The organism is Bradyrhizobium sp. 179 (genome assembly GCF_023073535.1).
In the GTDB taxonomy this organism is placed as follows: domain Bacteria; phylum Pseudomonadota; class Alphaproteobacteria; order Rhizobiales; family Xanthobacteraceae; genus Bradyrhizobium.
On record NZ_JADPJR010000087.1, the window covers coordinates 24,374 to 48,212 of the forward strand.

Below are 23,839 nucleotides of genomic sequence, written 5' to 3' on the forward strand. Positions count from 1 at the left end.
GGTGCCGGGACGGCATTGCGACGCCTCAGGCTTACGCCGCGGCCTTCTTCCGCGCGAGCTCGGCCTTGTACAGCTCGAACTCCTCCGCGATCGCGCGTGCGATCGACGGCCGCTGGCGCAGGCGCTCGTAATAGGCCTTCAGGTTCGGCCATTTCGCGAGCTCGATCGGCGGCGTCGCCATGGTCCAGTTGATCACCGTGACGAGTAGGCATCAGCGACACTGAAATGGTCGAGCAGGAATTCACGTCCCTTGAGATGATTGTCGAGATAGTCGAGCCGCGACAGGTTCTTCTCCAGCGCATAGGCCTTGGCCTCCTGCGGCGCCTTGCGGTCGAGCAAGGGGACGAACAAGGCCTTGTGTAGCTCGGTGCCGACAAAGCAGAGCCATTGATGCAGCCGCGTGCGCTCGATACCGGCGGCGGCGGCGAGGCCGGATTGCGGAAAACGATCGGCGACATATTGCAGGATCGCGGCGTTCTCGGTCAGCACCACGCCCTCGTCGGTGCGCAGAGTGGGCACGAGGCCAATCGGGTTCACGGTGCGGAAGTCGGAGCCGTCGTTCAGCACTGTCTTGGTCGGCGGATCGACTTCGAGATAGCTCGCTTCGGCGCCAGCTTCGTACAGCGCGACGCGGGTCGCCATCGAGCAGGCGAGCGGCGAGAAATAGAGATCCATCTGTAGCCTCCTGGGGCAATTCGTTCTGGGGTGTCGCTCAACCTGGCCAGATTGATTTTTATACTGTCTTGCATAATATAAGACCGGTCAAGGATTATCTTGCGAAATGGTACAAAAATCGAAGCCGCCGGTTGCTGCCAGCGGACCCAAGCGCCGCGGCCGGCCGCGTGCCTATGAGCCCGGCGTCGCGCTTGGCAGGGCGCTCGACCTGTTCCGCAAGCAGGGCTTTGCCGCGACCTCGCTGGACGATCTCAGCGAAGCCACCGGCATGAACCGGCCGAGCCTCTATGGGGCGTTCGGCGACAAGCGCGAGCTCTACATCAAGAGCTACCAGCGCTACCGGGAGGAAGCGCGCGCGTCGATGGCGGAGATCTTTCGCCAGGAGATGCCGGTGCGCCAGCGCCTGGAGCACATCTTCGCGTCCGCGCTAAACATTTATCTTTCGGGCGACACTGGTCCGCGAGGCTGCTTCACGGTGGTGACTGCGGCATCCGAGGCAGTGAGTGATCCCGAGATCCGCGCCATGGTGCTCGACGGTCTCACCGAGCTCGACAAGGCCTTTGCCAGTTGCTTCCGCCGCGCCAAGGAGAAGGGCGAACTGCCTGATAGCGCCGAGCCGGCGGTGCTGGCGCAGGTCGCATCCGCGACCGTGCACACGATCGCCATCCGCTCCCGCGCCCACGTTCCGCGCAAGGAGCTGGAGGCGATCGTCAGCGGCGCGATCGACCTGATGGTGGGGATCGGGGTCAAAAACTGAGCCGTCCGGTGCAGGCCGGGACGACATCGAGGGTGAGGCGCGGTCGTGCGTCTTGCCAAACCGGACGGAGCGCTAATACCCTCTCGCCCGATTCACCACGTTCTCCAGCACGCCGCCCGCTTCGAACCGCGCAATCTGCTCGGCGACGTAGGCCGAGATCGCATCCGCGTCAGTGTCGGCCGCATTGTGCGGCGTCAGCAGCACCTTGGGGTGGGCCCAGAACCGGCTATCCGCTGGCTGCGGCTCCTGGACGAAAACGTCGAGCGAGGCGGCGCCCAGCGTGCCGTCATCGAGGCAGGCCAGGATGTCGGCTTCGTTCTGCAAGCCGCCGCGGCCGGCGTTGATCAGCACCGGCGCGCCGAGCGGGCTCTTACGGTTGAGCTTTGTGAAGACGTCGCGGTTGAGGATGCCGTGCGTGTCAGGCGTCAGCGGCAGCAGGCAGACCAGGATGTCGGTCGTGCGCAGGAACGCGTCCATTCCGGCTGCGCCGTGGAAGCATTCCACGCCCTCGATCGCGCGCGGGCTGCGGCTCCAGCCGGTGACGCGGAAGCCGAGCCGGCGCAGCACGGCGGCCGCATCACTGCCGAGCGTGCCGAGCCCCATGATGCTCACTGTGACCGCGCTTGCAGGCCATTGATAAGTCGGCTCCCAGCGCTTCTCGCGCTGGCACTGGCGCAAATAGAGCTCCTGGCGATGGTGCATCAGCACATGTAGCACGACATATTCAGTCATGCGGTTGGTCAGGTCGGGCACTGCGACGCGCACCAGCGGCACATCGGGCAGGCTCCTGTCGGCCATCAGCGCGTCCACGCCGGCGCCCAGATTGAAGATCGCACGCAGATTGGGGAAGGCACCGAGATCGCCCGGCACCGGTTTCCACACGGCGGCATAGTGCACCTCGGCCGGATCGAGCCCCGCATCAGGCAGCAGCACCACGCGACGGCCGCCGCAGACCGTCTCGAACCGGGCCTTCCAGCGCTCCGGCAGCCAGTTCTGCTGCGTGCTGTTGATCAGGACGGCCAGTGTGCCCAGGGTCATTCGAAGTGCCTCGTCGAGTTCCGCTTGAGAAGGCCCTCCTTGGCACGATCTACCGGATTTTTCTTGCAAATTTTTTCCGCAGCCCTGTCGGGGCGAGGCATATTGGCGCGTCTTTAGAACAGACGAGGGAAGTGTCGCCTATGCTTTATGCCATTCTTTGCTACCACGATGAGGACTTCGTCGGCTCCTGGAGCAAGGACCAGGACGAGGCCGTGATGAAGAAGCTCGCCGTGGTGCAGGAGAAGCTCACCAAACAGGGCCGGCTCGGGCCGGTGGCGCGGCTGTTGCCGACCACCGCGGCGGCGACGCTGCGCAAGGAAGACCCGCCGCTGGTGCTCGACGGCCCCTATGCGGAGACCAAGGAGCAACTCCTCGGCTTCTACATCGTCGACTGCAAGAACCTCGACGACGCGCTCGACGTCGCCCGCGATCTCGGCGCTGCCAATCCCGGCGGCGCCTATGAGGTGCGTCCCGTCGGCGTGTTCAGGCCCGGAGGGAATCTGACGTGAGCGAGGCCGACACCGCCTGGATCGAGACTGCGCTGACCTCGGCGCGCCCTCAGGCGGTCGGGGCGCTGCTGCGCTATTTCCGCGATCTCGACACCGCCGAAGAGGCCTTTCAGAACGCCTGCTTGCGCGCGCTGAAAACTTGGCCGCAGAATGGCCCGCCGCGCGATCCCGCGGCCTGGCTGATCATGGTCGGCCGCAACGTCGCGATCGACGAGGTCCGCCGCGCCCGCAAGCAGCAACCGCTGCCGGACGACGACCAAGCGATCTCCGATCTCGACGACGCCGAGGGCGCGCTCGCGGAGCGGCTCGACGGCTCGCACTACCGCGACGATATTTTGCGGCTGATGTTCATCTGCTGCCATCCGCAACTGCCGGCGACGCAGCAGATCGCGCTGGCGCTGCGCATCGTCTGCGGCCTCACCGTGAAGCAGATCGCGCGCGCCTTTCTGGTTTCGGAGGCCGCGATGGAGCAGCGCATCACCCGCGCCAAGGCAAAGGTCGCCGACGCCGGCGTACCCTTCGAAGCGCCCGGCGCGGTCGAGCGTTCCGAGCGGCTCGCCAGCGTCGCGGCGATGATCTACCTGATCTTCAACGAGGGCTATTCGGCGAGCGGCGATACCGCGGAGCTCCGCAAGCCGCTGTGCGAAGAGGCGATCCGGCTGGCGCGGCTGCTGCTGCGGCTGTTTCAGAGCGAGCCGGAGATCATGGGCCTGACGGCGCTGATCCTGTTGCAGCACGCGCGCAGCGCCGCCCGCTTTGCCGCGGATGGGTCGCTGATCCTGCTGGAGGACCAGGACCGTTCGCTCTGGAACGGCACCATGATCGCGGAGGGCCTTGCCCTGATTGACAAGGCGATGCGTCACCGCCACAGCGGGCCCTACCAGATCCAGGCCGCGATCGCCGCGCTGCATGCGCGGGCATCGACGCCAGAGGAGACCGACTGGGCGCAGATCGACCTGCTCTACGGCGCGCTCGAAGTGCTGCAGCCCTCGCCGGTGGTGACGCTCAACCGCGCCGTCGCGGTCTCCAAGGTGCGCGGACCTCAGGCCGCGCTGGACCTGATCGAGCCGCTGGCGCCGAAGCTTGCCAACTACTTCCATTTCTACGGCGTGCGCGGTGCCTTCCTGATGCAGCTCGGCCGCAACGACGAGGCCCGCATCGCCTTCGACCGCGCCATCGCGCTCGCCAACACCTCAGCGGAAGCCGCCCACATCCGCATGCATCTGGATCGCCTGATCCGGGACAGCCAGCCGAAGCCGAAGGAAAGCGCCAAGGCGAAATAGGGCGCAAACCGTCGCGGTCGTCATGTCCCGGCTTGTCCCGGGCAGCCCAGTCTTGCCATCGGCGAAGAACGTCGATGGCCGGGGCAACGCCCGGCCACGACGTGGGGTGGGCAGCGTGCCAAAAATTTCGTTTCGATCTTGTCGGCCGGGGCCTCGCTCGTTCGTCCTATGCGTGTGTCCCGGGAGCCCATCCATGCTGAAAGCCATTGCCGTCATCGCAATCGTCCTCGCGGCCGGAATTGCGGCCGTGCTGGTCTTTGCCGTGACGAAACCCGACACATTCCGTGTCGAGCGCACTCTCGCCGTGAAAGCGCCGGCCGACGCGATCTATCCGCAGGTGGCCGATTTCCACCGCTGGACCGCCTGGTCGCCCTACGAGAGCCGCGATCCCGCCATGAGGCGGACCTTCGGCGGAGCCGCGGAAGGTAAGGGCGCGAGCTATGCCTGGGACGGGAACAACAATGTCGGCGCCGGCCACATGGAGATCCTCGAGGCGAACGCGCCTTTGAGGCTCCGCATCAAGCTTGATTTCGAGCGCCCGCTCGAAGGCCATAACAGCGCCGAGTTCACCTTTGTGCCGCAAGGTGATGCCACACTGATCACGTGGGCGATGTATGGTCCGGCCCCGTTCCTGTCCAAGCTGATGCAGGTGTTCATCAACATGGACAGCATGATCGGCAAGGATTTTGAGGCCGGCCTCGCCAGCCTGAAGAAGCTCACTGAGAAGCAATAAGTCTCACAGGAAGCGAAGAGGAGAGAAACGATGCTCAATCCCTATCTGTTCTATCAGGACACCTGCGAAGCTGCGTTCAACTATTACGTCAAGGTTCTCGGCGGCAAGATCGATGCCATGATGCGCGCCTCGGACGCGCCGCCGGAGGTGCCCGCCTCACCCGGGCGCGAGAAGATGATCATGCATGCGCGAATGTCGCTGCCCGACGGCAGCGTATTGATGGCCTCCGACGCGCCGCCCGAGCATTTTCAAAAGCCACAGGGCTTTTCGATCTCGCTCACGGTCAAGGACCCCGCGGACGGCGAGCGCAAGTTCAACGCGCTCGCCGACGGCGGCAGCGTCACCATGCCCTACAGCAAGACGTTCTGGGCCAAGGGTTTTGGCATGTGCGTCGATAAGTTCGGCATTCCCTGGATGGTGAACTGCCCGGCGGAAGGAATGTGACGGGCGCGATCGCCCACATGGTCGATTGAATGTGATCCCCTCTCTCCAAAGCCGCGGGAGAGGGGACACATAATGGATCGTACGGAGCGTGGAGCCGCTCCGTCAGGCGCGGATCGGCCGTTCATCCTCTCATCGGATTGATCCGGTCACGTCCGCGCCCGGCGGCGACGCTTGCACTCAGCGAGGGCAAATCACGAGCTTCGTGCCGAGCTGCCTGTTATTGTCCGCTTCGATCTCGTCATGGACCGCCCACCACGCCTCGGAGTATGGCCGCAGGGTGCCGAGCACGCGTTCCCGCTCCCGATTGGGATCATTTGCCGCGGGGACGGGATTCGTTGCGTGCCGTTTCGCGATTTGAGGGCGGTTCGGGCGTTGTTGGGGTCTTGGCCGAGGCTATCCCACGCGATCGGGCGACGCTCCTGCGCCGGTGCGACTGCGCATCCGGGAAAACTTGCATCGCGTCGGTCAAATGGAACTTAAGGCAAACCAGTGGGCCGGCATGGCCGAGGAATGAATTGGCGATTCGCATCACTTTGCGCGAGCAGTGCGGCCGCTTCGTGAAACGATGCGGACTGCATCGCACAACAATTGACGCAATATTGGGCTGTGCTCTGCACGTCAGAATCGTTATTTGTGAGTCATAAAATCTACAAACTGGGATGGACGTCACTTGGAAGGGGAGCGACCGATGGCGGCGGCGCTACAGATCAATTTTGCTCTTTGGGGGATGCTCATCTGCGTCAGCATGAAGCTGGTGCCGGTGATTCAGACTCTCTTTTGAAGCTAGCCAGCGCGTGATGGCGAACAACCCCGGTGCGCACATAACGTGCGAGCACAGGGAACCCGCCCTATGGCCTCGGACCAGCCAAGCCAAGGGCCATTGGAGCGGCGGCTGGCAAATTGGTCAGCGGCAGCGCGGGTAGATCGCGGCGAGATCACGCCCCTTGAGCAAGAGCAGCCGCGAAGTGAGGCCGCCACGGCGGCTGATCCAGTCGCGCACCGGGCCGGGATAGGCCGCAAGCACCGCGACCGATGCCTCCGGCTCGGCATAGATGTGCCCGCGCCGGTCGATCGAACGTGCGGCATGGAAGCCGAGCACCGCCCGCTTGGTGACACAGATGCGCTCGCCTGGCACGATGCTCAGCACCAGGGTGCAGGCGGACAGGCAAGGACCATCGATCACCACGCGCTCGCCGCTCTCGCGCACCTGCTCGAACAGGTCGAGGAACGGCCCGACCTGTCCGCCCGGCGATTGGATGATGCGGATCTCCGCGGCCGCGGGCGCAGAGGCGAGCAGAGCTGTCGCGAGCAGCCAGGTTTTGAAGGTGACGCGTCGCATGGCACTCTCCGAACTCTCGACATCAAGGTGGGCAAAGCCACCGGTCGCGCGAATGCGCGCCCGATGACAGGCTCCGCGTGCCAGCATTGGCACCGCTGGTCCGGAACGAGGGTGGGCACGGCGCGTGTGCGCCTTTGCCCACCTTACCCGTGCCTACCCGTTGCGCCGCTGGCCGCGCAGTGTCGGCAGGCCGATACCCGCCGCATCGAAGCCGCCATCAACGGCTAAAATTTGGCCAGTGATGTAGCTCGCATTTGCCGAGCACAGGAAGTAGATCGCGTCCGCGAGCTCCTGTTCCAGGCCGTAACGGTTGAGCGGAATGGCGTCGTGATAGTCGGCGCGGATCTCCTTGGTGTGCACCTGCTTCGCCATCGCGGTGTCGACAGGCCCCGGAGCGACCGCGTTGACGCGGATATTGAGGGAGGCGAGCTCGACCGCGAGCTGCTTGGTGAGGTGCGCCAGCCCCGCCTTGCTGGTGCCGTAGGCCGAGCGCAGCGTCGAGGCGCGCACCGCCGAGATCGAGGTGATGTTGACGATGGCGCCGCCAATGCCGTCGCGCATCAAGGGCACCGCTGCCTTGGTGCAGAGGAACGGGCCGGTGAGGTTGACTTCGAGCACGCGGCGCCAGTCAGCCTCCGACGTCTCCATCAGCGGCGCGAACACCGCGATGCCGGCATTGTTGACGAGCGCATCCAGCCGGCCGAATTGCCGTTCGAGCGCGGTCATTGCAGTGGCAACCGCAGCCTTGTCTGAGACATCGCAGGTGAGCGCCAGCGTCGCCTCGCTCTGGCCGATCTCGGCGACCGCGCGGCCGAGCAGTTCGCTCTCGACGTCGAGCAACGCCACGCGCCAGCCCTCGGCGAGGAACTTCTTCGCGGTCGCAAGCCCGATGCCGCGCGCAGCTCCGGTGACGAGGGCGACTTTTTGTGGGGCTTGCGGCATTGGTGATCTGTCCCTGTCGGAAACGTAAGCCGCGCGGCGGCCAACGCATTTTACTTTGCTTTCGTTCCGACAAGAAGGGCAACCGAAAGTCAATCCCCGTCACATCGCGGTTGCCGGGGGGAGGGGGGATCGCTAGGTGCCGCTGATGCCGCGCCTGGCCTCGGGTTCGCCGGCATCAGGTCTCGTCAAGTTTCCCCGCGTGGCGGATCGAGGCTTCGCAAGGTCGAGTTCATCACGTCGGAAACGGGGGCTCGGCCGCATCGACAGCCGTTTTCGCCGAAGCCGCGGCGACTGGCTTCCAGATCGACCAAATTATCTCCAGGTCGGTGTCGGCTCGAGGAGATTGCATTCGTCTTACTTGGGAGCAGGGGCCGGACCGGCCCCCTTCCATGCATATCACGGAGCACGTCCATGCGTTTCATGGTGATCGTCAAGGCAAACCAGGATACCGAGGCCGGCAAGATGCCGAGCACGGAGATGCTGGCGGCCATGGGCAGGTTCAACGAGGAAATGGCCAAGGCCGGCGTGATCGAGGCCGGCGAGGGCCTGCATCCGACGGTGAAGGGCGCCCGGCTCAGATATTCAGCGCGGTCGGAGGCAAGCGTCACCCGCGGTCCGTTCGATCTCTCCCCCGATCTGATCGCCGGCTTCTGGCTGATCAAGACTGCATCGCTCGACGAGGCCATCGCCTGGATGAAGCGTGCGCCGTTCGACTCCGGCTCCGAGATCGAGATCCGCCAAGTGTTTTCGGCCGACGACTTTGGCGAAGCCTTCACCCCCGAACTGCGCGAGCAGGAAGAGCGCACGCGCGCCCATGCGGCGAAGAAATAGCTCTCCGCCGCCGTCATTCCGGGGCGCGGATAGCGCCAGCCGGATCCATCGGCGGCAGCAATAGCGATGAATGGACTCCGGGGCTCGTGACTTCGTCGCGCCCCGGAAGTGACAGCGAATAACGAGGAACTCCCATGCGATTTATGATGCTCATGATCCCACTCGGTTACGAGAGCGCACCGCCGGACGTGCAGCTCGATCCAGAACGCGTTGCCGCGATGATGCGCTACAACGAGGCGCTGAAGGATGCCGGCGTGCTGATCACGCTCGACGGCCTGCATCCGCCCTCGATGGGCGCACGGGTCTCGTTTGCGACCGGCGTGCCTGTCGTGACCGACGGGCCTTTCACTGAGGCCAAGGAGGTCCTGGGTGGTTACTGGATGATCGAGGTCGCCTCGCGCGAGGACGCGATCGCATGGGCCAAGAAGTGTCCGGCCTCGCCGAACGAAATCATTGAGATCCGGCAGGTGCAGGAGATGAGCGACTTTCCGCCCGACGTGCAGCACGCCGCCGCCGGATTCGACGAGCTGAAGAAGTAGCCACAGCGGTCGCGATGAATCGCGGCTAGCGTCAATCGATCAACAAGGAGAGAACCGATGAGCACCGAACAGAAATTTCTCGCCGTCTATCTCGGCAGCATGACGGGTGCGAAAATGGCGGCCTGGCGCGCGCTGCCCGAGGCCGAACGGAAAGCAAGGGAGCAGGAGGGCATGGCCGCCTGGCACGGCTGGGTCGAGAAGCACCAAGCCGTCATCGTCGAGATGGGCGGCCCGCTCGGGAAGACCCGCAGGATCGACGCAAGCGGCATCACCGAGGTCAGCAATGCCCTGACCGGCTTCACGGTCGTGCGGGCTGCCTCGCAAGAGGAAGCAGCCAGGCTGTTCGAGAACCATCCGCATTTTGCGATCTTCCCGGGCGAGGCGATCGAAGTCATGCCCGTGCTGCCCATTCCGCAGATGTAGCTTCGGTCGAACTCCTTTCCGGGCCGATACTGACGCATCGGCCCGGCCTGACGTGAAAATACGGGTTAATGACGCCTCATCGCCGCTAGTGACCTTCACGTCCGCCTCATGTAAAAGTCGTTCACATGAGCTGGCGCAAGGAGCAACGCCGCGCCGAGCGCGGCTATCACCACGGCAATCTGAAGGAGGCCCTGTTGCAGGCCGCTCTCGGGCTGATTGCCGAGAAGGGCGCGGCCGGCTTCACCTTTGCCGATGCTGCGCGCATGGCCGGGGTCAGCGCGGCGGCGCCCTATCGGCATTTTCGTGACCGCGACGAGCTGTTGTCCTCGATTGCCCAGCGCGGCTTCGAGCAGTTCGAGGCGCGCCTGACTTCGGCCTGGGACGATGGGCGTCCCGACACGGTCACCGCGTTCGAGCGCGTCGGCAAGGCCTATCTCGCCTTCGCCCGCGAGGAGCCCGCTTTCTATAACGCGATGTTCGAATCCGGCCTGCCGGTCGATGCCAATCCGGCGCTTCAGGCCGCCAGCGAGCGCGCCTTCAACATCATTCGCGCCGCCGCGGAGCGGCTCGCCGCATTGGCGCCTCCCGGCACGCCGCGGCCGCCGGCGATGATGATGGCGCTGCACATCTGGTCCATGGCGCATGGCGTGGCCTCCTTGTTTTCCCGCGGCGATGCCGCGCGACGAAAACTGCCGATGTCGCCGGATGAACTGCTCGAAGCCGAGGTGCTGATCTATTTGCGTGGTCTCGGCTTCCCGACGGATCGCCGCCCGCAGAAGAGCGCCGAGCCGCCGCCAGTGCCACCGGAGGCGTCCTCCGGTTCAGGCGTGCCGCCCGGCGGCCCCTGGGGCAAGCCGAAATAAAATTGCGCAAATAATTCGGCGACCCTGTCTGGCGGCTGGCTTGACAAAATCGCGGGATGGTCTAGCTATGTAAATGTTATTTACATTCACAACGGCGCTGATGCCGTCATGGAGATGGAAATGGCCTACACCGCTGATGTCAATCGATGGCGCGGCCCCTCGGACCAATACCAACAGTACCAGCGTCCTCACATGCTGGAGACGCCCTGGCATCCCGGCTGGATCGCCGTGACCATTCTCGGCTTCATCATCTGGTGGCCGATCGGACTTGCCCTTCTCTTTTTCACACTCGGGAGCAGAAGAATGTCGTGCTGGAGCCACCAGGATCGCTGGCAGAACAAGATGGAGAAGATGCAGTACAGGATGGACCGCATGCGCGATCGCATGGAGCGCCGTGGCTTCGGCTTTGGCTTCGGCCCGCCGTCATCCGGCAACCGCGCCTTCGATGAATATCGCGCCGAGACGCTGCAGCGGCTCGAGGAAGAGCAGCGCGAGTTCAAGGATTTCCTGACCCGGCTGCGTCACGCCAAGGACAAGGAGGAGTTCGACCAGTTCATGGCGCAGCACAAGACCCGTCCGACCCCGCCGCCGACCGACCAGCAGCAGGGTTGACACCTCTCAAAGCCTTCAGGCGCATGCCCCCAAAGTCCTGATGGCCCCGAGCCGCCCGCCTGCGCAACCCGCAGGCGGGCGGTTTGGTTTTCGGGGAAGGCGGCGGTCAGCCGCGACGTTCAGGTCGTGATCGCGAGCTGCGCGCGGACCGACGCCAGGAAGTGTTCGTAGGCGTGGTCCACGATTTCGTTGAGCGATCGTGTTCGCGCGAACATCGCCTTGGCCTCGGCGAGAAACTCGTCCCGGCTCGGGATCTTCGGCAGATGCAGATGCGTCAGCGCATCGACGCCTTCGTGCGCGCGGTTGAGGATGTCGTGCAGCGTCGGCAGTTGCAGCTGGGCGAGGTCTGCCCGGCGCCGCGCCGACGAAATCGCATGGGCCAAGGTCTGCGCATCGAACCGTCCGGCAAGTTCGCGGGCCGCCCGATTGATGACCCGCGCGCCGAGCGGCTGCTCGTTGCGCAGCACCTGTTCGGGCGGCGCCTTCATGTTCCAGACGACGCCGATCCACGACAAGACCTTCAGGATGTAATAGGTCACGTCGATCTCCCACCAGCGAAAGCCCTGTCGCACGCTGCTCTGGTAGGCGTGGTGATTGTTGTGCCAGCCCTCACCCAGGGTGAACAACGCCAGCAGCCAGTTGTTGCGGGAATCATCACCCGTCACGTACCGCTTGCGTCCATGCACATGGGCGAGGGAATTGATGCAGAAGGTCGCGTGATAGACCAGCACCGTGCTCCAGAGGAAGCCGACGACCAGACCTGACCAGCCCGCCACCAGGAAGCAGAGCGCTGCAAGCACAAAGGCCGGCAACAGCTCGAGCCGATGCAGCCACATCAGCTCCGGATAAGCGGCGAAATCGGCGATCTTCACGAGGTCGGTCGAGTCGTGCTGCCGCGAAAAAATCCAGCCGAGATGGCTGTAGAGGAAGCCGCGGTGACGCGGCGAATGCACGTCGGTTTCGGTATCGGAATGCAGGTGATGGTGCCGATGCTTGGCCGCCCACCACAACACGCTCTTCTGCGCGCTGCTCTGCGCGAGGCAGGCCAGGATGAACTGAAACACTCGGCCGGTCGCAAATGCCCGATGTGAGAAGTAGCGGTGGTAGCCGGCTCCGATCGCAAACATCCGCACGCAATAGAGTGAGACGCAGATCACGACGGCCTGCCAATCGATGCCTGACCAGATCGCTGCAACGCAGCCGAGATGGACCAGCAGAAACGGCAGGGCGGAGGGATACATGATGTCGTCATGCTGGTCGTCGGCGGCGGTGTTGGGCGACATGTTTTCAGAGTGACCTTGAACGAAGAGGATGCGTTTCGCTCCGGCGCAGCCAAAGTCGGCCGCCCGTGAAAAACCCCGCTGATGGCGTGCCACCGCGGGGTCGCGAACGAGATGCTTTGCCGGTACATTCGGCCAAACCGGTCGGCCGAAGCTCGACGAACATATGGTCCTGAATGCCTGCTATGCAAGCACGTAGTCTCACGGAAACGGCACCGAGCGCACGCCAGGTCGAGCGCAGCGGCCGATCACCGAGGATTTCGACCATGCCACCGGCATGATGATCGGCGCCGAGGTGGTGATCGGCGGAGGTCACAAGCCTTTCAGAACATCAGCATCGGCACGGCGTCAGGCGGCCCGCCGGTGGTTCTCGCCGCCACGATCCGGCGTGACCGGCTCCGAACTGGTCTGGCCTGGCGCGTCCAGCACCGCGACGTGATGCCGATACACCATCTCCCAGCCCTTCCATCCCGTGAACAGGAGGATGCCGACGACGATGAGCGACAGCACCACGCCCCACGGCTTGACCGCAGCTTCAGTGCCTTGCGCGTAGCGGAGATAGAAGTTCACCAGCGCCAGCACGACCGCTGCGAGATTGCCGACCATATGGTACCAGGCATCATTCAGGCGGCGGATCCGGGGCTCGCTGAAGAAGTCCGTAAAGCCGGCCGCAGCAGCAACGAGCGCCATGACAATGCCGGCGCCGATCAGCCAGATCGCGGCGCGCGCCCAGAAAGCATCGCCGGTTCCGATGAACGCCAGATCGGCGACGGGCGCGCCGACCAGGAACGCGACGGGGAATGGAATCAGCATCGGGTGCAGAGGGTGGTCGCCGACCGCGGCGGTCGTTTTGGGGTTGATGCTCATGGAATACCTCGCCAAAAATGAATTTCCAGGACAACTTTTCCGGGCGAGGGCTGGTTCCTGCAGGCGCTGGACGGCGCTCTGCATGCTGTCTGCAGGTATGAAGCGGAACTCCCGTGCCCGACGCAGCGGACCCGCCTGCCTCCCATCCCCCTGCGCTGCCTGCCTTTCCCGGAGCCAAATTCGCTGCCGGTAACCCGCCATTAACCAACGCCGGGCTCTGGTAATTGCGGACAGTCGCGCCCGAAGCCGTGTCGAGGCCCATAGTTTTGACATCTTGGCGGGGAATGCAGGCGACCGGCTTTGGATGAGCCTTTGGACGAGCCCTGCACCCCAAAAAGACAAGGCTTTTGAGCGGGCTTGCCAGCCGCGCCGGTTCTAGCGCGGCTGTTGGGGAACACCGGCAGCCATTTGCTGGCCGAAGGATGTTGGGTAACGACCGCCTTGAGAGGATACTGCTTATGAATCCGGCCGACGTGGCTCAGTCAGCCCTTCCGGTTGCTGCCTCCGCCGACGTGTCGCTGATTGCGCTGTTCTGGCAGGCTCACTGGATCGTGAAAGCGGTGATGCTGGGACTTCTGTCCTGTTCGGTCTGGGTCTGGGCAATCGCCATCGACAAGATCTTTCTTTACGCGCGCACGCGGCGCTCGATGGACCGATTTGAGCAGGCCTTCTGGTCCGGCGAATCGATCGAGGAACTCTATCGCACGCTCTCGGCCAAGCCGACCCATTCCATGGCGGCCTGTTTCGTCGCGGCGATGCGCGAATGGAAGCGTTCCTTCGAGAGCCATGCCCGCTCGGTCGCGGGCCTCCAGATGCGCATCGACAAGGTGATGAACGTGTCGATCGCGCGCGAGGTGGAGCGGCTGGAACGCCGACTCCTGGTGCTCGCGACCGTCGGCTCCGCCGGCCCCTTCGTCGGCCTGTTCGGCACCGTCTGGGGCATCATGTCGAGCTTCCAGTCGATCGCGGCGTCGAAAAATACCTCTCTGGCGGTGGTGGCCCCCGGTATCGCGGAGGCGCTGTTTGCGACCGCCGTCGGCCTTATCGCCGCCATTCCTGCCACTATTTTCTACAATAAGTTCACCTCCGAGGTGAACCGGCAGGCCCAGCGGCTCGAGGGCTTCGCGGATGAATTTTCCGCCATCCTGTCGCGTCAGATCGACGAGCGGGGCTGACCGACGGCATGTATAGTGTGAAGGGCAAATTGGGCACCAGATCATGGGCATGAACGTCGCGAGTTCGTCCGGAGGCGGCGGGCGCCGCAGCCGGCGCAAGCCGGTCATGGCCGAGATCAACGTCACTCCCATGGTCGACGTCATGCTGGTGCTGCTCATCATCTTCATGGTGTCGGCACCACTGCTCACCGTCGGCGTGCCGCTCGATCTGCCGCAGACCCAGGCGAAAAGCCTCGAGCAGAACGACCAGAAGCCGATCCAGATGTCGGTCGACATCAAGGGCAAGGTGTTCATCAACGACGCGGAGATCGCGATCAACGAGCTGGTGCCGAAGCTCAAGGCGATCACGGACGCCCGCGGCGGGCTCGAGGAACGCATCTATCTGCGCGCCGACAAGAAGGCCGATTACGGAACGGTTGCCAGGGTGATGGGCCTGTTGTCCGGCGCGGGCTTCAAGAAGCTGGCGCTCGTCACGGAAGCGGATCAGGGGTAGGCCGTGAAGGTGAAGGTCGACAAGACACTCGTTGCGTCGATTGCTCTCCACGTCCTCGTGCTGGGATGGGGGCTCGTCACCTTTAGCAGCAAGGCCTATGTGGCGCCGGAAGAGTCGCTTCCGATCGACATCATCTCCTCGGATCAGCTCGCGAAGATGATGGCGGGGCAGAAGACCGGCGACAAGGACAAGCCGAAGCCGAAGGTGGAGAAGATCGCAGAGCCCAAGCCCGAGGAAGACGCTGTCGGCAAGATCACCGAGAAGAAAGAGCTGATCAAGACCAACTCGACGCCCGAGCCGCCGCCAAAACCCGTCGAGAAGCCGGTCGAAAAGAAGCCCGAGCCGCCGAAGCCGGTCGCCGAGGCGAAGCCGAAGGAAGAGCCGAAGCCGCAGGAAAAGAAGCCTGATCCGGCCAAGGAAGATCCGATCGCCGAGCTCCAGAAGAAGTTGGAGACCAAGAAGCCGCCGCCAAAGCCGGTTGAGCAAAAGGTCGCGGCGGTGCAGCCGCAGCAGCAGCCCAAGCCCAAGGAGCGCACCTTCGATCCCGCGCAGATCCAGCGCGACCTCGACAAGCGCGCGGCGACCCGGCACGAACTCGCCGGCGCGGCGCTGAACGCATCGGCCTCGCTGGGATCGGCGACCGGGACCGCCGCCAACAACGTCGCGACCTGGCGTGGTGCATTCCAGGGCGCGGTCAAGCGCTGCTTCACGCCCACCTATAACGGGCAGGACGCCGATCAGTATGAAGCCGACATCGACATTCCCATGAAGATCGACGGATCGCTGGCATCAGAGCCCATCGTCGTCGCGGTGAGGGGACCGTCGCGGTCGATCGCCCAGGCGGTGGCGGAGAGCGCCAAGCGCGCCATCGTGCAGTGTCAGGTCTACTCCTTCATGCCGAAGCAGCAGTACGAGAGCTGGAAGCTCATTCCCATGACTTTCGGCCTGAAAGATATGTTGTGACATCCAAACAAAAGATTTTTGCAATGAATGACGTCCGATCGATCAACCGCCGCCGCTTCATGACCCTGACGGGATCGACGCTCGCGATGCTCGGGGGCCCGGCCTTCGCGCAGGGCCAGGAGCCCCGCCTTCGCATCGATCCCACGGCATTCCAGCCGATCCCGATCGCGATCACCAACTTCGTGCCGGGCTCGCCCGCCGACGGCGACGTCGGCAACGGCGTCACGCAGGTGATCACCAACAATTTGAAGCGCTCGGGCCTGTTCGCGCCGATCGATCAGGCCGCCTTCATCGAGCGCATCAGCAACATCGACGTCGCGCCGCAATTCCAGAACTGGAAAACCATCAACGCGCAGGCCCTCGTCACCGGCCGCATGACGCGGCAGCCGGACGGCCGCCTCAAGGCCGAATTCCGCCTGTGGGACGTGATCTCCGGCCAGCAGCTCGCCGGCCAGCAATATTTCACCTCGCCGGAGTATTGGCGCCGCATCGCCCACATCATCTCCGATCAGATCTACGAGCGGATGACCGGCGAGAAGGGCTATTTCGACAGCCGCGTGGTGTTCGTGGACGAAACCGGGCCGAAGGAGCGCCGCGTCAAGCGACTTGCGATGATGGATCAGGACGGCGCCAATGTTCGCTACCTGACGCGCGGCTCCGACCTCGTGCTGACGCCGCGCTTCTCGCCCAACTCGCAAGAGATCACCTATATGGAGTTCGGCCAGGGCGATCCGAAGGTGTATCTCTTCAACATCGAGACCGGCCAGCGCGAGATCGTCGGCAATTTCCCCGGCATGACCTTTGCGCCGCGCTTCTCGCCAGACGGCCAGCGCGTCATCATGAGCCTGCAGCAGGGCGGCAATTCCAACCTGTTCGTGATGGATCTGCGCTCGCGCTCGACCACGCGCCTCACCGACACGCCGGCGATCGACACTTCTCCTTCTTATTCTCCAGATGGCACCCGCATCTGCTTCGAGTCCGATCGCGGCGGCAGGTCGCAGATCTATGTGATGGCGGCGGGCGGGGGGCAGGCGCAGCGTATCTCCTTCTCCAAGGACGACACCAACGCCAGCTATTCGACACCCGTGTGGTCGCCGAAGGGCGATTACATCGCCTTCACGAGGCAAGGCGGCGGGCAGTTCGCGATTGGCGTCATGAAGCCGGACGGCTCCGGCGAGCGGCTGCTCACCTCCGGCTTCCACAACGAAGGCCCGACCTTCTCGCCGAACGGCCGCGTGCTGATGTTCTTTCGCGACCCGGGCGGCAACAGCGGACCGTCGCTGTACAGCGTCGACATTTCGGGGCGCAACGAGCTGAAGGTGCCGACGCCAGGCTTCGCCTCAGACCCGGCGTGGTCGCCGCTATTGTCTTCGACGGCGGGCCAATAAAGAATTACGCGGTTAGACGCGCAACGTTGTCGAAAAGGCGCGCAGATTTTTTCGGCTTCGCTGAGGAAAGCAAGCTTTCCTTCACCTTGCGCTCGGCAAGGCTTGCCTAGTCGCTTGAAATATCAGTAGAAATAGGTTCGCCATTGCCGCAAAACAACTCGACTTTAACGATGTTCCCTCAGAAAGGCTTCATCTGGGTTGAGTAAAACTACGCGCCAAACAGGACGCGCGTACAAACACCAATGCAGTTCGCAAGCCAGAGCGGAGAACCTGAGGAGCAGGCCTCGCCGACGATTTCGGCGGCACTGACCGATTCGCTGTTCGAGGCTCCTGGCACGGTGCTTACCGGCATCATCTTCTCGGCGTTCGCGGCATCCTTGACAGCGCTGAAGACGGGACAGACGCTGATTTGGGGGTTTGTTCCTCTTCTCGTTCTCGCAGGAGCTATACGGGCCTTCGATTTGAGCCGGTACCAGGCTCGAAAATCGGTCCTGAGCGCGGAACAAGCAGCCAGTCTGCAAATGCGCTACCAAGTCGGCGCGCTCATCCAGGCCGTCGTGATTGGTCTATGGTGCTTCACGACGCTGCTGAGCAATGACGACGCCATCGCTCACATGATTGCCCTCTCGGTCACCACCGGAATCGTGGCGGGAGGAGCGGGGAGAGCTTACGGACGGCAGTCGATATTTCGTCTGCAAGCCACGTTGATATTCGGCCCGGCTGTGGTCGCGCTGGCGCTGCGCGGCACGCCCTATTACGTGGCAATGTCCGTCGTGTGCGCCGCGTTCCTCCTCTCGGTCATGCGGCTCTCCGGCAATCTGCACAAGATATTCCTGCGCGCGGTTATCGCACGCGAGCGCGAGGCTGCGCTCGCCGGCCAGTTCGACACGGCCCTCAACAACATGCCGCACGGGCTCTGCATGTTTCGCATCGACGGCCAACTCGCGGTGATGAACCACCGCTTTGGCGCGATGATGGACCTGCCCGACAATCTCGCCCAGAACGGCACGAGCGTGCGCGGCGTCATCGCAGCATGCGTCGAAGCGGGATCGATATCGGCCGCGAGCGGCGACCTGATCATTGCCGACATCGAAACCGCGCAGGCGAAGGAAATCATCACCACCGACCCCGATCCGCGAAGGAACCGTTCGCTGTCATGGACCGTCCAACCGATGGCTGATGGCGGCGCGGTGGTACTGCTCGAGGACATCACCGAGCGGCGCAACGCCGAGGCCAGGATCAGCCATCTGGCCCGCTACGATGATCTCACGGCGCTGCCGAACCGTGTCAATTTTCGCGACGAGATCGAGCGGTTGCTCGCCGTCGCGCGGGATTCAGCGCGTCTATCCGCTCTGCTCTTCGTTGATCTTGACCAGTTCAAGCAAGTCAATGACACGCTGGGCCATCCCTGCGGTGACCAGCTCCTGTGCGCGGTGGCCAACCGTCTGCGCGAGATGCTGCGCCCCGAGGATTTCGTCGCCCGTTTCGGCGGCGACGAGTTCGTCGTGTTTCAGCAGAACCTCTCTTCGCCCGAGGACGCAGCTGCGCTGGCCCGCCGCATCGTCGAGCGGCTGAGCGAGCGCTATCGCATCGACAACCATCTGGTCGAGATCGGCGCCAGCGTCGGCATCGCACTGACCTCGCCGGATGGCACCAGCGCCGATACGCTGCTCAAGAACGCCGACATGGCGCTGTACCGCGCCAAGGCCGACGGCCGCGGCACCTTCTGCTTCTTCCGCGACGAGATGGCGGCGACGGTCGAAGCCCGCCGCATTCTCGAGCTCGACCTGCGCAAGGCGCTCGCTCACGAGGAGTTCGAGCTGTTCTATCAGCCGCTGGTCAATCTGAAATCCGGCAAGATCACCACCTGCGAGGCGCTGCTGCGCTGGAATCATCCGGTGCGCGGCACGGTCTCGCCGGTCGACATCATCCCGGTTGCCGAAGACATGGGCCTGATCGTCGATCTCGGCCGCTGGATCCTGCGCCGCGCCTGCATGGAATGCGCGAAGTGGCCGGAGGGCGTCAGCGTCGCCGTCAACTTCTCGCCGCAGCAATTCCACCAGCGGGACGTGCTGAGCGAAATCCGCTACGCGCTCGAAGTGTCGGGCCTGCCGGCGCATCGGCTGGAGATCGAGATCACCGAGTCCTCGCTGCTGCGCAACACCCAGCTCACGCACGACATCCTGTCGCAACTGCATGCGCTCGGCGTGCGCATCTCGCTCGACGATTTCGGCACCGGCTACTCCAGCCTCAGCTATCTGCACAATTTCCCGATGCAGAAGGTGAAGATCGACCGCTCCTTCCTGGAGGGCATCGACACCGACCGGCCGCTGACGCTTTTGCGCGGCGTGGCGAGACTGTCGGCGGACCTCGGCATGTCCGTCGTGGTCGAGGGAATCGAGACCAACGAGCAGCTCGAGCTGATTAGTGCCGACGGTACGGTGACCGAGGGACAGGGTTATCTGTTCAGCCGGCCGGTACCGGCGGTGCGGGTGCGCCAATTGCTCAATGCCTCGCACGGCATTCGCGGCGGCAAGGATCAGGTGGTCGCCGTATCGCGATCGATCGCCTGATTTCCAGTTCTCAAGATTTCCCTTCGTTTCAGCTCGCTCAGGCATCACCGTAGTCGTACGGGGTTAACCGTATCCGATTCAAGTCTTTGCAATTCCGTTAAGGAACCATTAATCTCTACCTACTCGCAGAGGTTGTCGGAGCGTAGAGATTGCAGATGAAGTCAGGGGCCGAACCGCAGACGGCGCTCCTTCCGCGCGGAGCCGCGCTGTTCGATCGCATCGACTATCGCCTCCTCGAAACGCCGGAGGACAATGAAGCGCTGTATCGGATGCGCTACCGCGCCTATCTGCAAGCAGGACTGATCCCACCGTCCGAGTCCCAGCGGGTAACTGATCGCTTCGATAGCGCGCCCAACGTTTGGAATTTCGGCGTCTACGTCGCAGACGAACTTTGCGCTGCCGTGCGCATCCACGTTCTGACCTCCGACTGGCGGATGTCCTACACCACGGAGGTGTTCGGCGACGTCCTGCATCCTCGCCTGGACCGGGGCGAGGTTTTTGTCGATCCGTGTCGATTTGTTGCCGATCCCGAAATGCAGCAGAGGTTCCCTGAACTGCCCTATCTGACGGTGCGGCTGCCTTTCGTAGCTTGCGAGCATTTCAATGCCGATGTCGGACTTTCGATGGTGCGGACCGATCATCAGGCGTTCTACCGCCGCGTGTTCCTGTCCGAGACTCTCACTGAGCCGCGTTCATTTCCGGGCTGGCCGACGAAGAAAGCCGTCCTGATGGCCTCGAATTATCCCGAGGTCCGGGAAAAGATCCTGACGCGTTTCCCGATCATGCGCTCGAGCGCGTTTGAGCGGCGGATGCTATTTGAACGGGGCACCCACCGGATCGCCGCATCCAGGCCGGTTCTTGTTGCCGGCGCTGTGGCCGCCCAAGCCTGATCCCTCCAGCTCGTTTGTGGTTTCATGTGGTTTCAGCCGCTGGCAGCCGGGTTCTATCCTGGTGCAAGCGCGCGTTCTGGCCATGAGCACCGCTTGCCTTCACCCTTGCGCCACATTTACAACCCATTAACCATAATGGGTGCTTTTCGCTGGTTGGGGGCATTTGATCGGCTGAGGCAAGGTTCCGTCAAGGTTGACGGAACGTTCGCTTAACCAACCCCCTGTAGACCGGACGGCAGTGGACTAACGCGAGCGTGGAGGCTCCGGAATGAAACATCCTATGCGTATCCTCCAGGGATTGAAGCTGGTCGCGGTGCTTGCCGTCGCGCTGTCGATGGGCGCCTGCGCCAACAAGAATGCTGCGACGGATGCGATGGCCAACGCGGCGACGCCGGGCAGTCAGCAGGACTTCGTCGTCAACGTGGGCGACCGCGTGTTCTTCGAAAGCGACCAGACCGATCTGACCCCGCAGGCGATCGTGACCCTGGAGAAGCAGGCGCAGTGGCTGCAGACCTATCCGCGCTACAGCTTCACCATCGAAGGCCATGCCGACGAGCGCGGCACCCGCGAATACAACATCGCGCTCGGCGCCCGGAGAGCCCAGTCGGTGCGTTCGTTCCTCGCCTCACGCGGCATCGATCCGAACCGCATGCGCACGATCTCCTACGGCAAGGAGCGGCCGGTGGCCGTCTGTAACGACATCTCCTGCTGGTCGCAGAACCGGCGCGCCGTCACCGTCTTGAACGCGAGCTCCTGACGCTTCAGTCAGGTGCCGTTCAGCTTCAGAACTCGATTATGCCGGCGCCCTCTCGGGCGCCGGTTTCGTTTCAGCATTCTGTGACAGAAACCCCTTGGTACCAGTCACATTTTTGGCGTACTCCACTTCAATGTGTGGCGCGTCGAATGTTCCGTTGCAGGCCATTTCGCTTTTGTCGTCAGGGCAAGATGTCATCCAGATTTAAGGTCTTTACCGGCACCGCGGCGATTGCCGCGCTGCTCTCTTTGTGCTCGCCCGCACTTGCGCAGTCGGTCTTCGCGCAATCGGATGATGCCGACCCCGAGATGCGGATCGAGCGGCTGGAGAACCAGCTGCGCCAGCTCACCGGCCAGAACGAGCAGCTGCAATATCGCAACCGCCAGCTCGAGGAGCGGCTGCGGGCGCTGGAAGGCGGCGCGCAAGCCGCGCCCGGACAGGCGCCCAGCGTCGCGGCGATGCCGCCTGCCCAGATCGCACCGAGCCAGGTCGCGCCGGGCTATCGCCAGCAGCAGCCGCAACAACAGGCCGTGCAGCCGAATTACGAGCAGCCGCAGATCGCTGCTCCCGCGCCGATCGTTCAGGAGCAGCCGGCGCCTGGCGCACCGGGCACGCGCCGCCGCGGCGATGCCTTCGATCCGAACCAGAACCCGACCGCGCCCGGTGCGCCACGTGCGCTCGGCGGCGGGCAGCAGCCGATGCCGGCAGGGGCACCCGGCGGACGCGGTGCCGGCGAACCGCTCGATCTTGCCAACACGAGCCCCCGTTATCAGGCCGCTCCCCCGGCCGCCCAGCCCGGCTATCCGCCGGCCCAATCCGGCTATCCCCCGCCATCAGGCGGCGCTGGCCTGACGACGCTGCCGCCCTCGGCAACGCCGCGCGACGAGTTCGACCTCGGCATCGGCTACATGCAGCGCAAGGACTATGCGCTCGCCGAGCAGACCATGAAGAATTTCGCGCAGAAATATCCGAGCGACCCGCTGCTCGGCGATGCGCAATACTGGCTCGGGGAGAGCTACTTCCAGCGCCAGCAATATCGCGATTCCGCGGAAGCCTTCCTCGCCGTCACCACCAAATACGAAAAATCGGCCAAAGCGCCGGATGCCCTGCTGCGGCTCGGCCAGTCCCTCGCCGCGCTGAAGGAGAAGGAGGCCGCCTGCGCCGCCTTCGGCGAGGTCGGCCGCAAATATCCGCGCGCCTCGGCCGGTGTCAAAGCCGCGGTCGATCGCGAGCAGAAGCGGGTGAAGTGCTGACATCTGGCGTTTGAGTCCTGACAATGCGGATGGTGCTGCGCTAAACATCGCAATCATCCGCTGACGATTGCTGGGCCGCGTCATGTCAGACGACGACAATTCTCCGATCTCGGCACGCGAGGCGAGGCGGCTGTTCGCCGGCCTCAAAACTGCGCCGGCGCTGGTGCTCGCGGTCTCGGGCGGGCCCGACTCGGTCGCGCTGATGTGGCTCGCGGCCCGCTGGCGGCGCAGTCTTGCGCGCGGCCCGCAACTCACCGTCGTCACCGTCGATCACGGCCTGCGCCCGGAAGCGGCCCGCGAGGCGCGCGAGGTCAGGCGTCTCGCCGCCGACCTGGGATTGCCGCACCGGACTTTGCGCTGGCGCGGTGCAAAGCCGAAGACGGGACTGCCTGCCGCGGCGCGCGAGGCCCGCTACCGTCTGCTCGCACAGGCCGCACGCGCCGTCGGCGCAAGTCATGTGCTGACCGCCCACACCCGCGACGATCAGGCCGAGACCCTGTTGATGCGAATGCTCCGCGGCAGCGGACTTGCCGGGCTCTCGGCGATGGCTGGCGTCAGCGAGCGCGATGGCATCGTGCTGGCGCGTCCGCTGCTCGACGTCCCGAAGGCGCAGCTGATCGCGACCTTGAAGCGGGCGAAAGTCGGCTTTGCCGATGACCCCTCCAACCGCGACACCGCCTTCACCCGGCCGCGGCTGCGCGCGCTGCTGCCACAGCTCGCGGCCGAGGGCGGCGATGCCCGCACGCTGGTGCGGCTCGCGTCAAGGCTGGCGCGCGCCAATGCGGCGGTCGAGGTGCTCGCCGACGGCGCCGAGCGCTTCCTCCGCTTGCGGGATCGCGACGTTGCGCCGCAGGCGGGTGTTCGGAGCTTCGAGGCCTTGGCATTTGCCGCCCTTCCGGACGAGGTCCGGCTGCGGCTTCTGCTGCGGGCCATCGACGCGCTCGGGCACGAGGGGCCGGCGGAACTCGGCAAGGTCGAAAGCCTGCTGGCCGTGCTCGATCGGGCCATCGCCGCAGCTCCCCGTGCCGCCGCAAATGGCCGGCCGGTTCTGAAGCAAACGCTCGCGGGAGCCTTGATCAGCCTCGCCGGCGGGCGTATCCGCATCGCGCCGGCGCCGCCGCGGCGGCGCAAGGGCGCCTGATAGTGTGTATGAAGGCTGCATGAGGTCGGGATCATGACACCGGCCGGTTCGGCTCTGCGCCCTCAGGCGACCTT

At 64.2% G+C, this 23,839-nt stretch carries 24 protein-coding genes and 1 pseudogene; 19 read left to right on the forward strand and 6 right to left on the reverse strand.

Annotated elements, in window-relative coordinates; all coding sequences use genetic code 11:
* Window positions 1-31 precede the first annotated feature (31 nt).
* Window positions 32-675: pseudogene (locus tag IVB12_RS21085) on the reverse strand (glutathione binding-like protein).
* A 106-nt stretch (window positions 676-781) separates the two neighbouring features.
* Between IVB12_RS21085 and IVB12_RS21090 the strand changes: the two are divergent.
* Window positions 782-1,432: a TetR/AcrR family transcriptional regulator gene (locus IVB12_RS21090; RefSeq protein ID WP_247301515.1), complete on the forward strand. Its 651-nt coding sequence runs from the start codon at window positions 782-784 to the stop codon at window positions 1,430-1,432.
* 72 nt (window positions 1,433-1,504) lie between these two features.
* Here the strand turns inward: IVB12_RS21090 and IVB12_RS21095 are convergent, their stop codons facing one another.
* Window positions 1,505-2,470, reverse strand: coding sequence for a glyoxylate/hydroxypyruvate reductase A (locus IVB12_RS21095; RefSeq protein ID WP_247301517.1), 966 nt, complete (start codon window positions 2,468-2,470; stop codon window positions 1,505-1,507).
* A gap of 140 nt (window positions 2,471-2,610) precedes the next feature.
* On the opposite strand from IVB12_RS21095, the gene IVB12_RS21100 reads away from it, so the two are divergent.
* The 4 genes from IVB12_RS21100 (at window position 2,611) to IVB12_RS21115 (ending at window position 5,439) form a co-directional block, all read left to right on the forward strand.
* Entirely contained in the window at window positions 2,611-2,979 is a 369-nt protein-coding gene (locus tag IVB12_RS21100; RefSeq protein ID WP_247301518.1) for a YciI family protein, read from the forward strand.
* Entirely contained in the window at window positions 2,976-4,262 is a 1,287-nt protein-coding gene (locus IVB12_RS21105; protein ID WP_247301520.1) for an RNA polymerase sigma factor, read from the forward strand. The genes IVB12_RS21100 and IVB12_RS21105 overlap by 4 nt, the downstream gene beginning before the upstream one ends.
* A gap of 193 nt (window positions 4,263-4,455) precedes the next feature.
* On the forward strand, window positions 4,456-4,995 hold the full coding sequence (locus IVB12_RS21110; RefSeq protein WP_247301521.1) for an SRPBCC family protein: 540 nt from the start codon (window positions 4,456-4,458) through the stop codon (window positions 4,993-4,995).
* Window positions 4,996-5,025: 30 nt separating this feature from the next.
* Window positions 5,026-5,439: a VOC family protein gene (locus IVB12_RS21115; protein WP_247301523.1), complete on the forward strand. Its 414-nt coding sequence runs from the start codon at window positions 5,026-5,028 to the stop codon at window positions 5,437-5,439.
* A gap of 904 nt (window positions 5,440-6,343) precedes the next feature.
* On the opposite strand, the gene IVB12_RS21120 is transcribed toward IVB12_RS21115, so the two are convergent.
* A complete protein-coding gene (locus IVB12_RS21120) occupies window positions 6,344-6,778 on the reverse strand; it encodes a hypothetical protein (RefSeq protein ID WP_247301525.1) in 435 nt (144 codons plus the stop codon).
* 153 nt (window positions 6,779-6,931) lie between these two features.
* Window positions 6,932-7,720, reverse strand: a complete 789-nt coding sequence (locus tag IVB12_RS21125; protein WP_247301526.1) for an SDR family oxidoreductase — start codon at window positions 7,718-7,720, stop codon at window positions 6,932-6,934.
* A 411-nt stretch (window positions 7,721-8,131) separates the two neighbouring features.
* On the opposite strand from IVB12_RS21125, the gene IVB12_RS21130 reads away from it, so the two are divergent.
* The 5 genes from IVB12_RS21130 (at window position 8,132) to IVB12_RS21150 (ending at window position 10,988) form a co-directional block, all read left to right on the forward strand.
* Window positions 8,132-8,551: a YciI family protein gene (locus IVB12_RS21130; RefSeq protein WP_247301527.1), complete on the forward strand. Its 420-nt coding sequence runs from the start codon at window positions 8,132-8,134 to the stop codon at window positions 8,549-8,551.
* Window positions 8,552-8,685: 134 nt separating this feature from the next.
* Window positions 8,686-9,090, forward strand: a complete 405-nt coding sequence (locus IVB12_RS21135) for a YciI family protein (RefSeq protein ID WP_247301528.1) — start codon at window positions 8,686-8,688, stop codon at window positions 9,088-9,090.
* Window positions 9,091-9,147: 57 nt separating this feature from the next.
* Window positions 9,148-9,513 carry a hypothetical protein gene (locus IVB12_RS21140; protein WP_247301532.1) on the forward strand — a complete coding sequence of 122 codons (366 nt, stop codon included), beginning with the start codon at window positions 9,148-9,150 and terminating at the stop codon, window positions 9,511-9,513.
* Window positions 9,514-9,638: 125 nt separating this feature from the next.
* Complete coding sequence (locus tag IVB12_RS21145; protein ID WP_247301534.1) at window positions 9,639-10,376, forward strand: TetR/AcrR family transcriptional regulator; 738 nt, start codon at window positions 9,639-9,641, stop codon at window positions 10,374-10,376.
* Between the two features lie 120 nt (window positions 10,377-10,496).
* Window positions 10,497-10,988 (forward strand): DUF2852 domain-containing protein, encoded by a 492-nt coding sequence (locus IVB12_RS21150; protein ID WP_247280203.1) that lies wholly within the window; start codon window positions 10,497-10,499, stop codon window positions 10,986-10,988.
* 119 nt (window positions 10,989-11,107) lie between these two features.
* Here IVB12_RS21150 and IVB12_RS21155 read toward each other — a convergent pair whose 3' ends face one another.
* On the reverse strand, window positions 11,108-12,271 hold the full coding sequence (locus tag IVB12_RS21155; RefSeq protein ID WP_247301536.1) for a fatty acid desaturase: 1,164 nt from the start codon (window positions 12,269-12,271) through the stop codon (window positions 11,108-11,110).
* Between the two features lie 345 nt (window positions 12,272-12,616).
* A complete protein-coding gene (locus tag IVB12_RS21160; RefSeq protein ID WP_247301537.1) occupies window positions 12,617-13,135 on the reverse strand; it encodes a DUF2231 domain-containing protein in 519 nt (172 codons plus the stop codon).
* Between the two features lie 458 nt (window positions 13,136-13,593).
* On the opposite strand from IVB12_RS21160, the gene tolQ reads away from it, so the two are divergent.
* From tolQ to tilS, 9 genes are all read left to right on the forward strand, one after another.
* Window positions 13,594-14,310, forward strand: a complete 717-nt coding sequence (gene tolQ / locus IVB12_RS21165; RefSeq protein ID WP_028180156.1) for a protein TolQ — start codon at window positions 13,594-13,596, stop codon at window positions 14,308-14,310.
* 43 nt (window positions 14,311-14,353) lie between these two features.
* Window positions 14,354-14,803 carry a protein TolR gene (gene tolR, locus IVB12_RS21170; protein WP_028173005.1) on the forward strand — a complete coding sequence of 150 codons (450 nt, stop codon included), beginning with the start codon at window positions 14,354-14,356 and terminating at the stop codon, window positions 14,801-14,803.
* A gap of 3 nt (window positions 14,804-14,806) precedes the next feature.
* Entirely contained in the window at window positions 14,807-15,766 is a 960-nt protein-coding gene (locus IVB12_RS21175) for a protein TolA (protein WP_247301538.1), read from the forward strand.
* Window positions 15,767-15,789: 23 nt separating this feature from the next.
* Window positions 15,790-17,154 carry a Tol-Pal system beta propeller repeat protein TolB gene (gene tolB, locus IVB12_RS21180; protein WP_247301540.1) on the forward strand — a complete coding sequence of 455 codons (1,365 nt, stop codon included), beginning with the start codon at window positions 15,790-15,792 and terminating at the stop codon, window positions 17,152-17,154.
* A gap of 242 nt (window positions 17,155-17,396) precedes the next feature.
* Entirely contained in the window at window positions 17,397-19,727 is a 2,331-nt protein-coding gene (locus tag IVB12_RS21185; RefSeq protein WP_247301542.1) for an EAL domain-containing protein, read from the forward strand.
* 155 nt (window positions 19,728-19,882) lie between these two features.
* A complete protein-coding gene (locus tag IVB12_RS21190; RefSeq protein ID WP_247301624.1) occupies window positions 19,883-20,617 on the forward strand; it encodes a hypothetical protein in 735 nt (244 codons plus the stop codon).
* 268 nt (window positions 20,618-20,885) lie between these two features.
* Window positions 20,886-21,374, forward strand: a complete 489-nt coding sequence (gene pal / locus IVB12_RS21195; RefSeq protein ID WP_035704649.1) for a peptidoglycan-associated lipoprotein Pal — start codon at window positions 20,886-20,888, stop codon at window positions 21,372-21,374.
* A 188-nt stretch (window positions 21,375-21,562) separates the two neighbouring features.
* Window positions 21,563-22,624, forward strand: a complete 1,062-nt coding sequence (ybgF, locus tag IVB12_RS21200; RefSeq protein ID WP_247301543.1) for a tol-pal system protein YbgF — start codon at window positions 21,563-21,565, stop codon at window positions 22,622-22,624.
* 82 nt (window positions 22,625-22,706) lie between these two features.
* Window positions 22,707-23,765 carry a tRNA lysidine(34) synthetase TilS gene (tilS, locus tag IVB12_RS21205; RefSeq protein ID WP_247301544.1) on the forward strand — a complete coding sequence of 353 codons (1,059 nt, stop codon included), beginning with the start codon at window positions 22,707-22,709 and terminating at the stop codon, window positions 23,763-23,765.
* Window positions 23,766-23,839 lie beyond the last annotated feature (74 nt).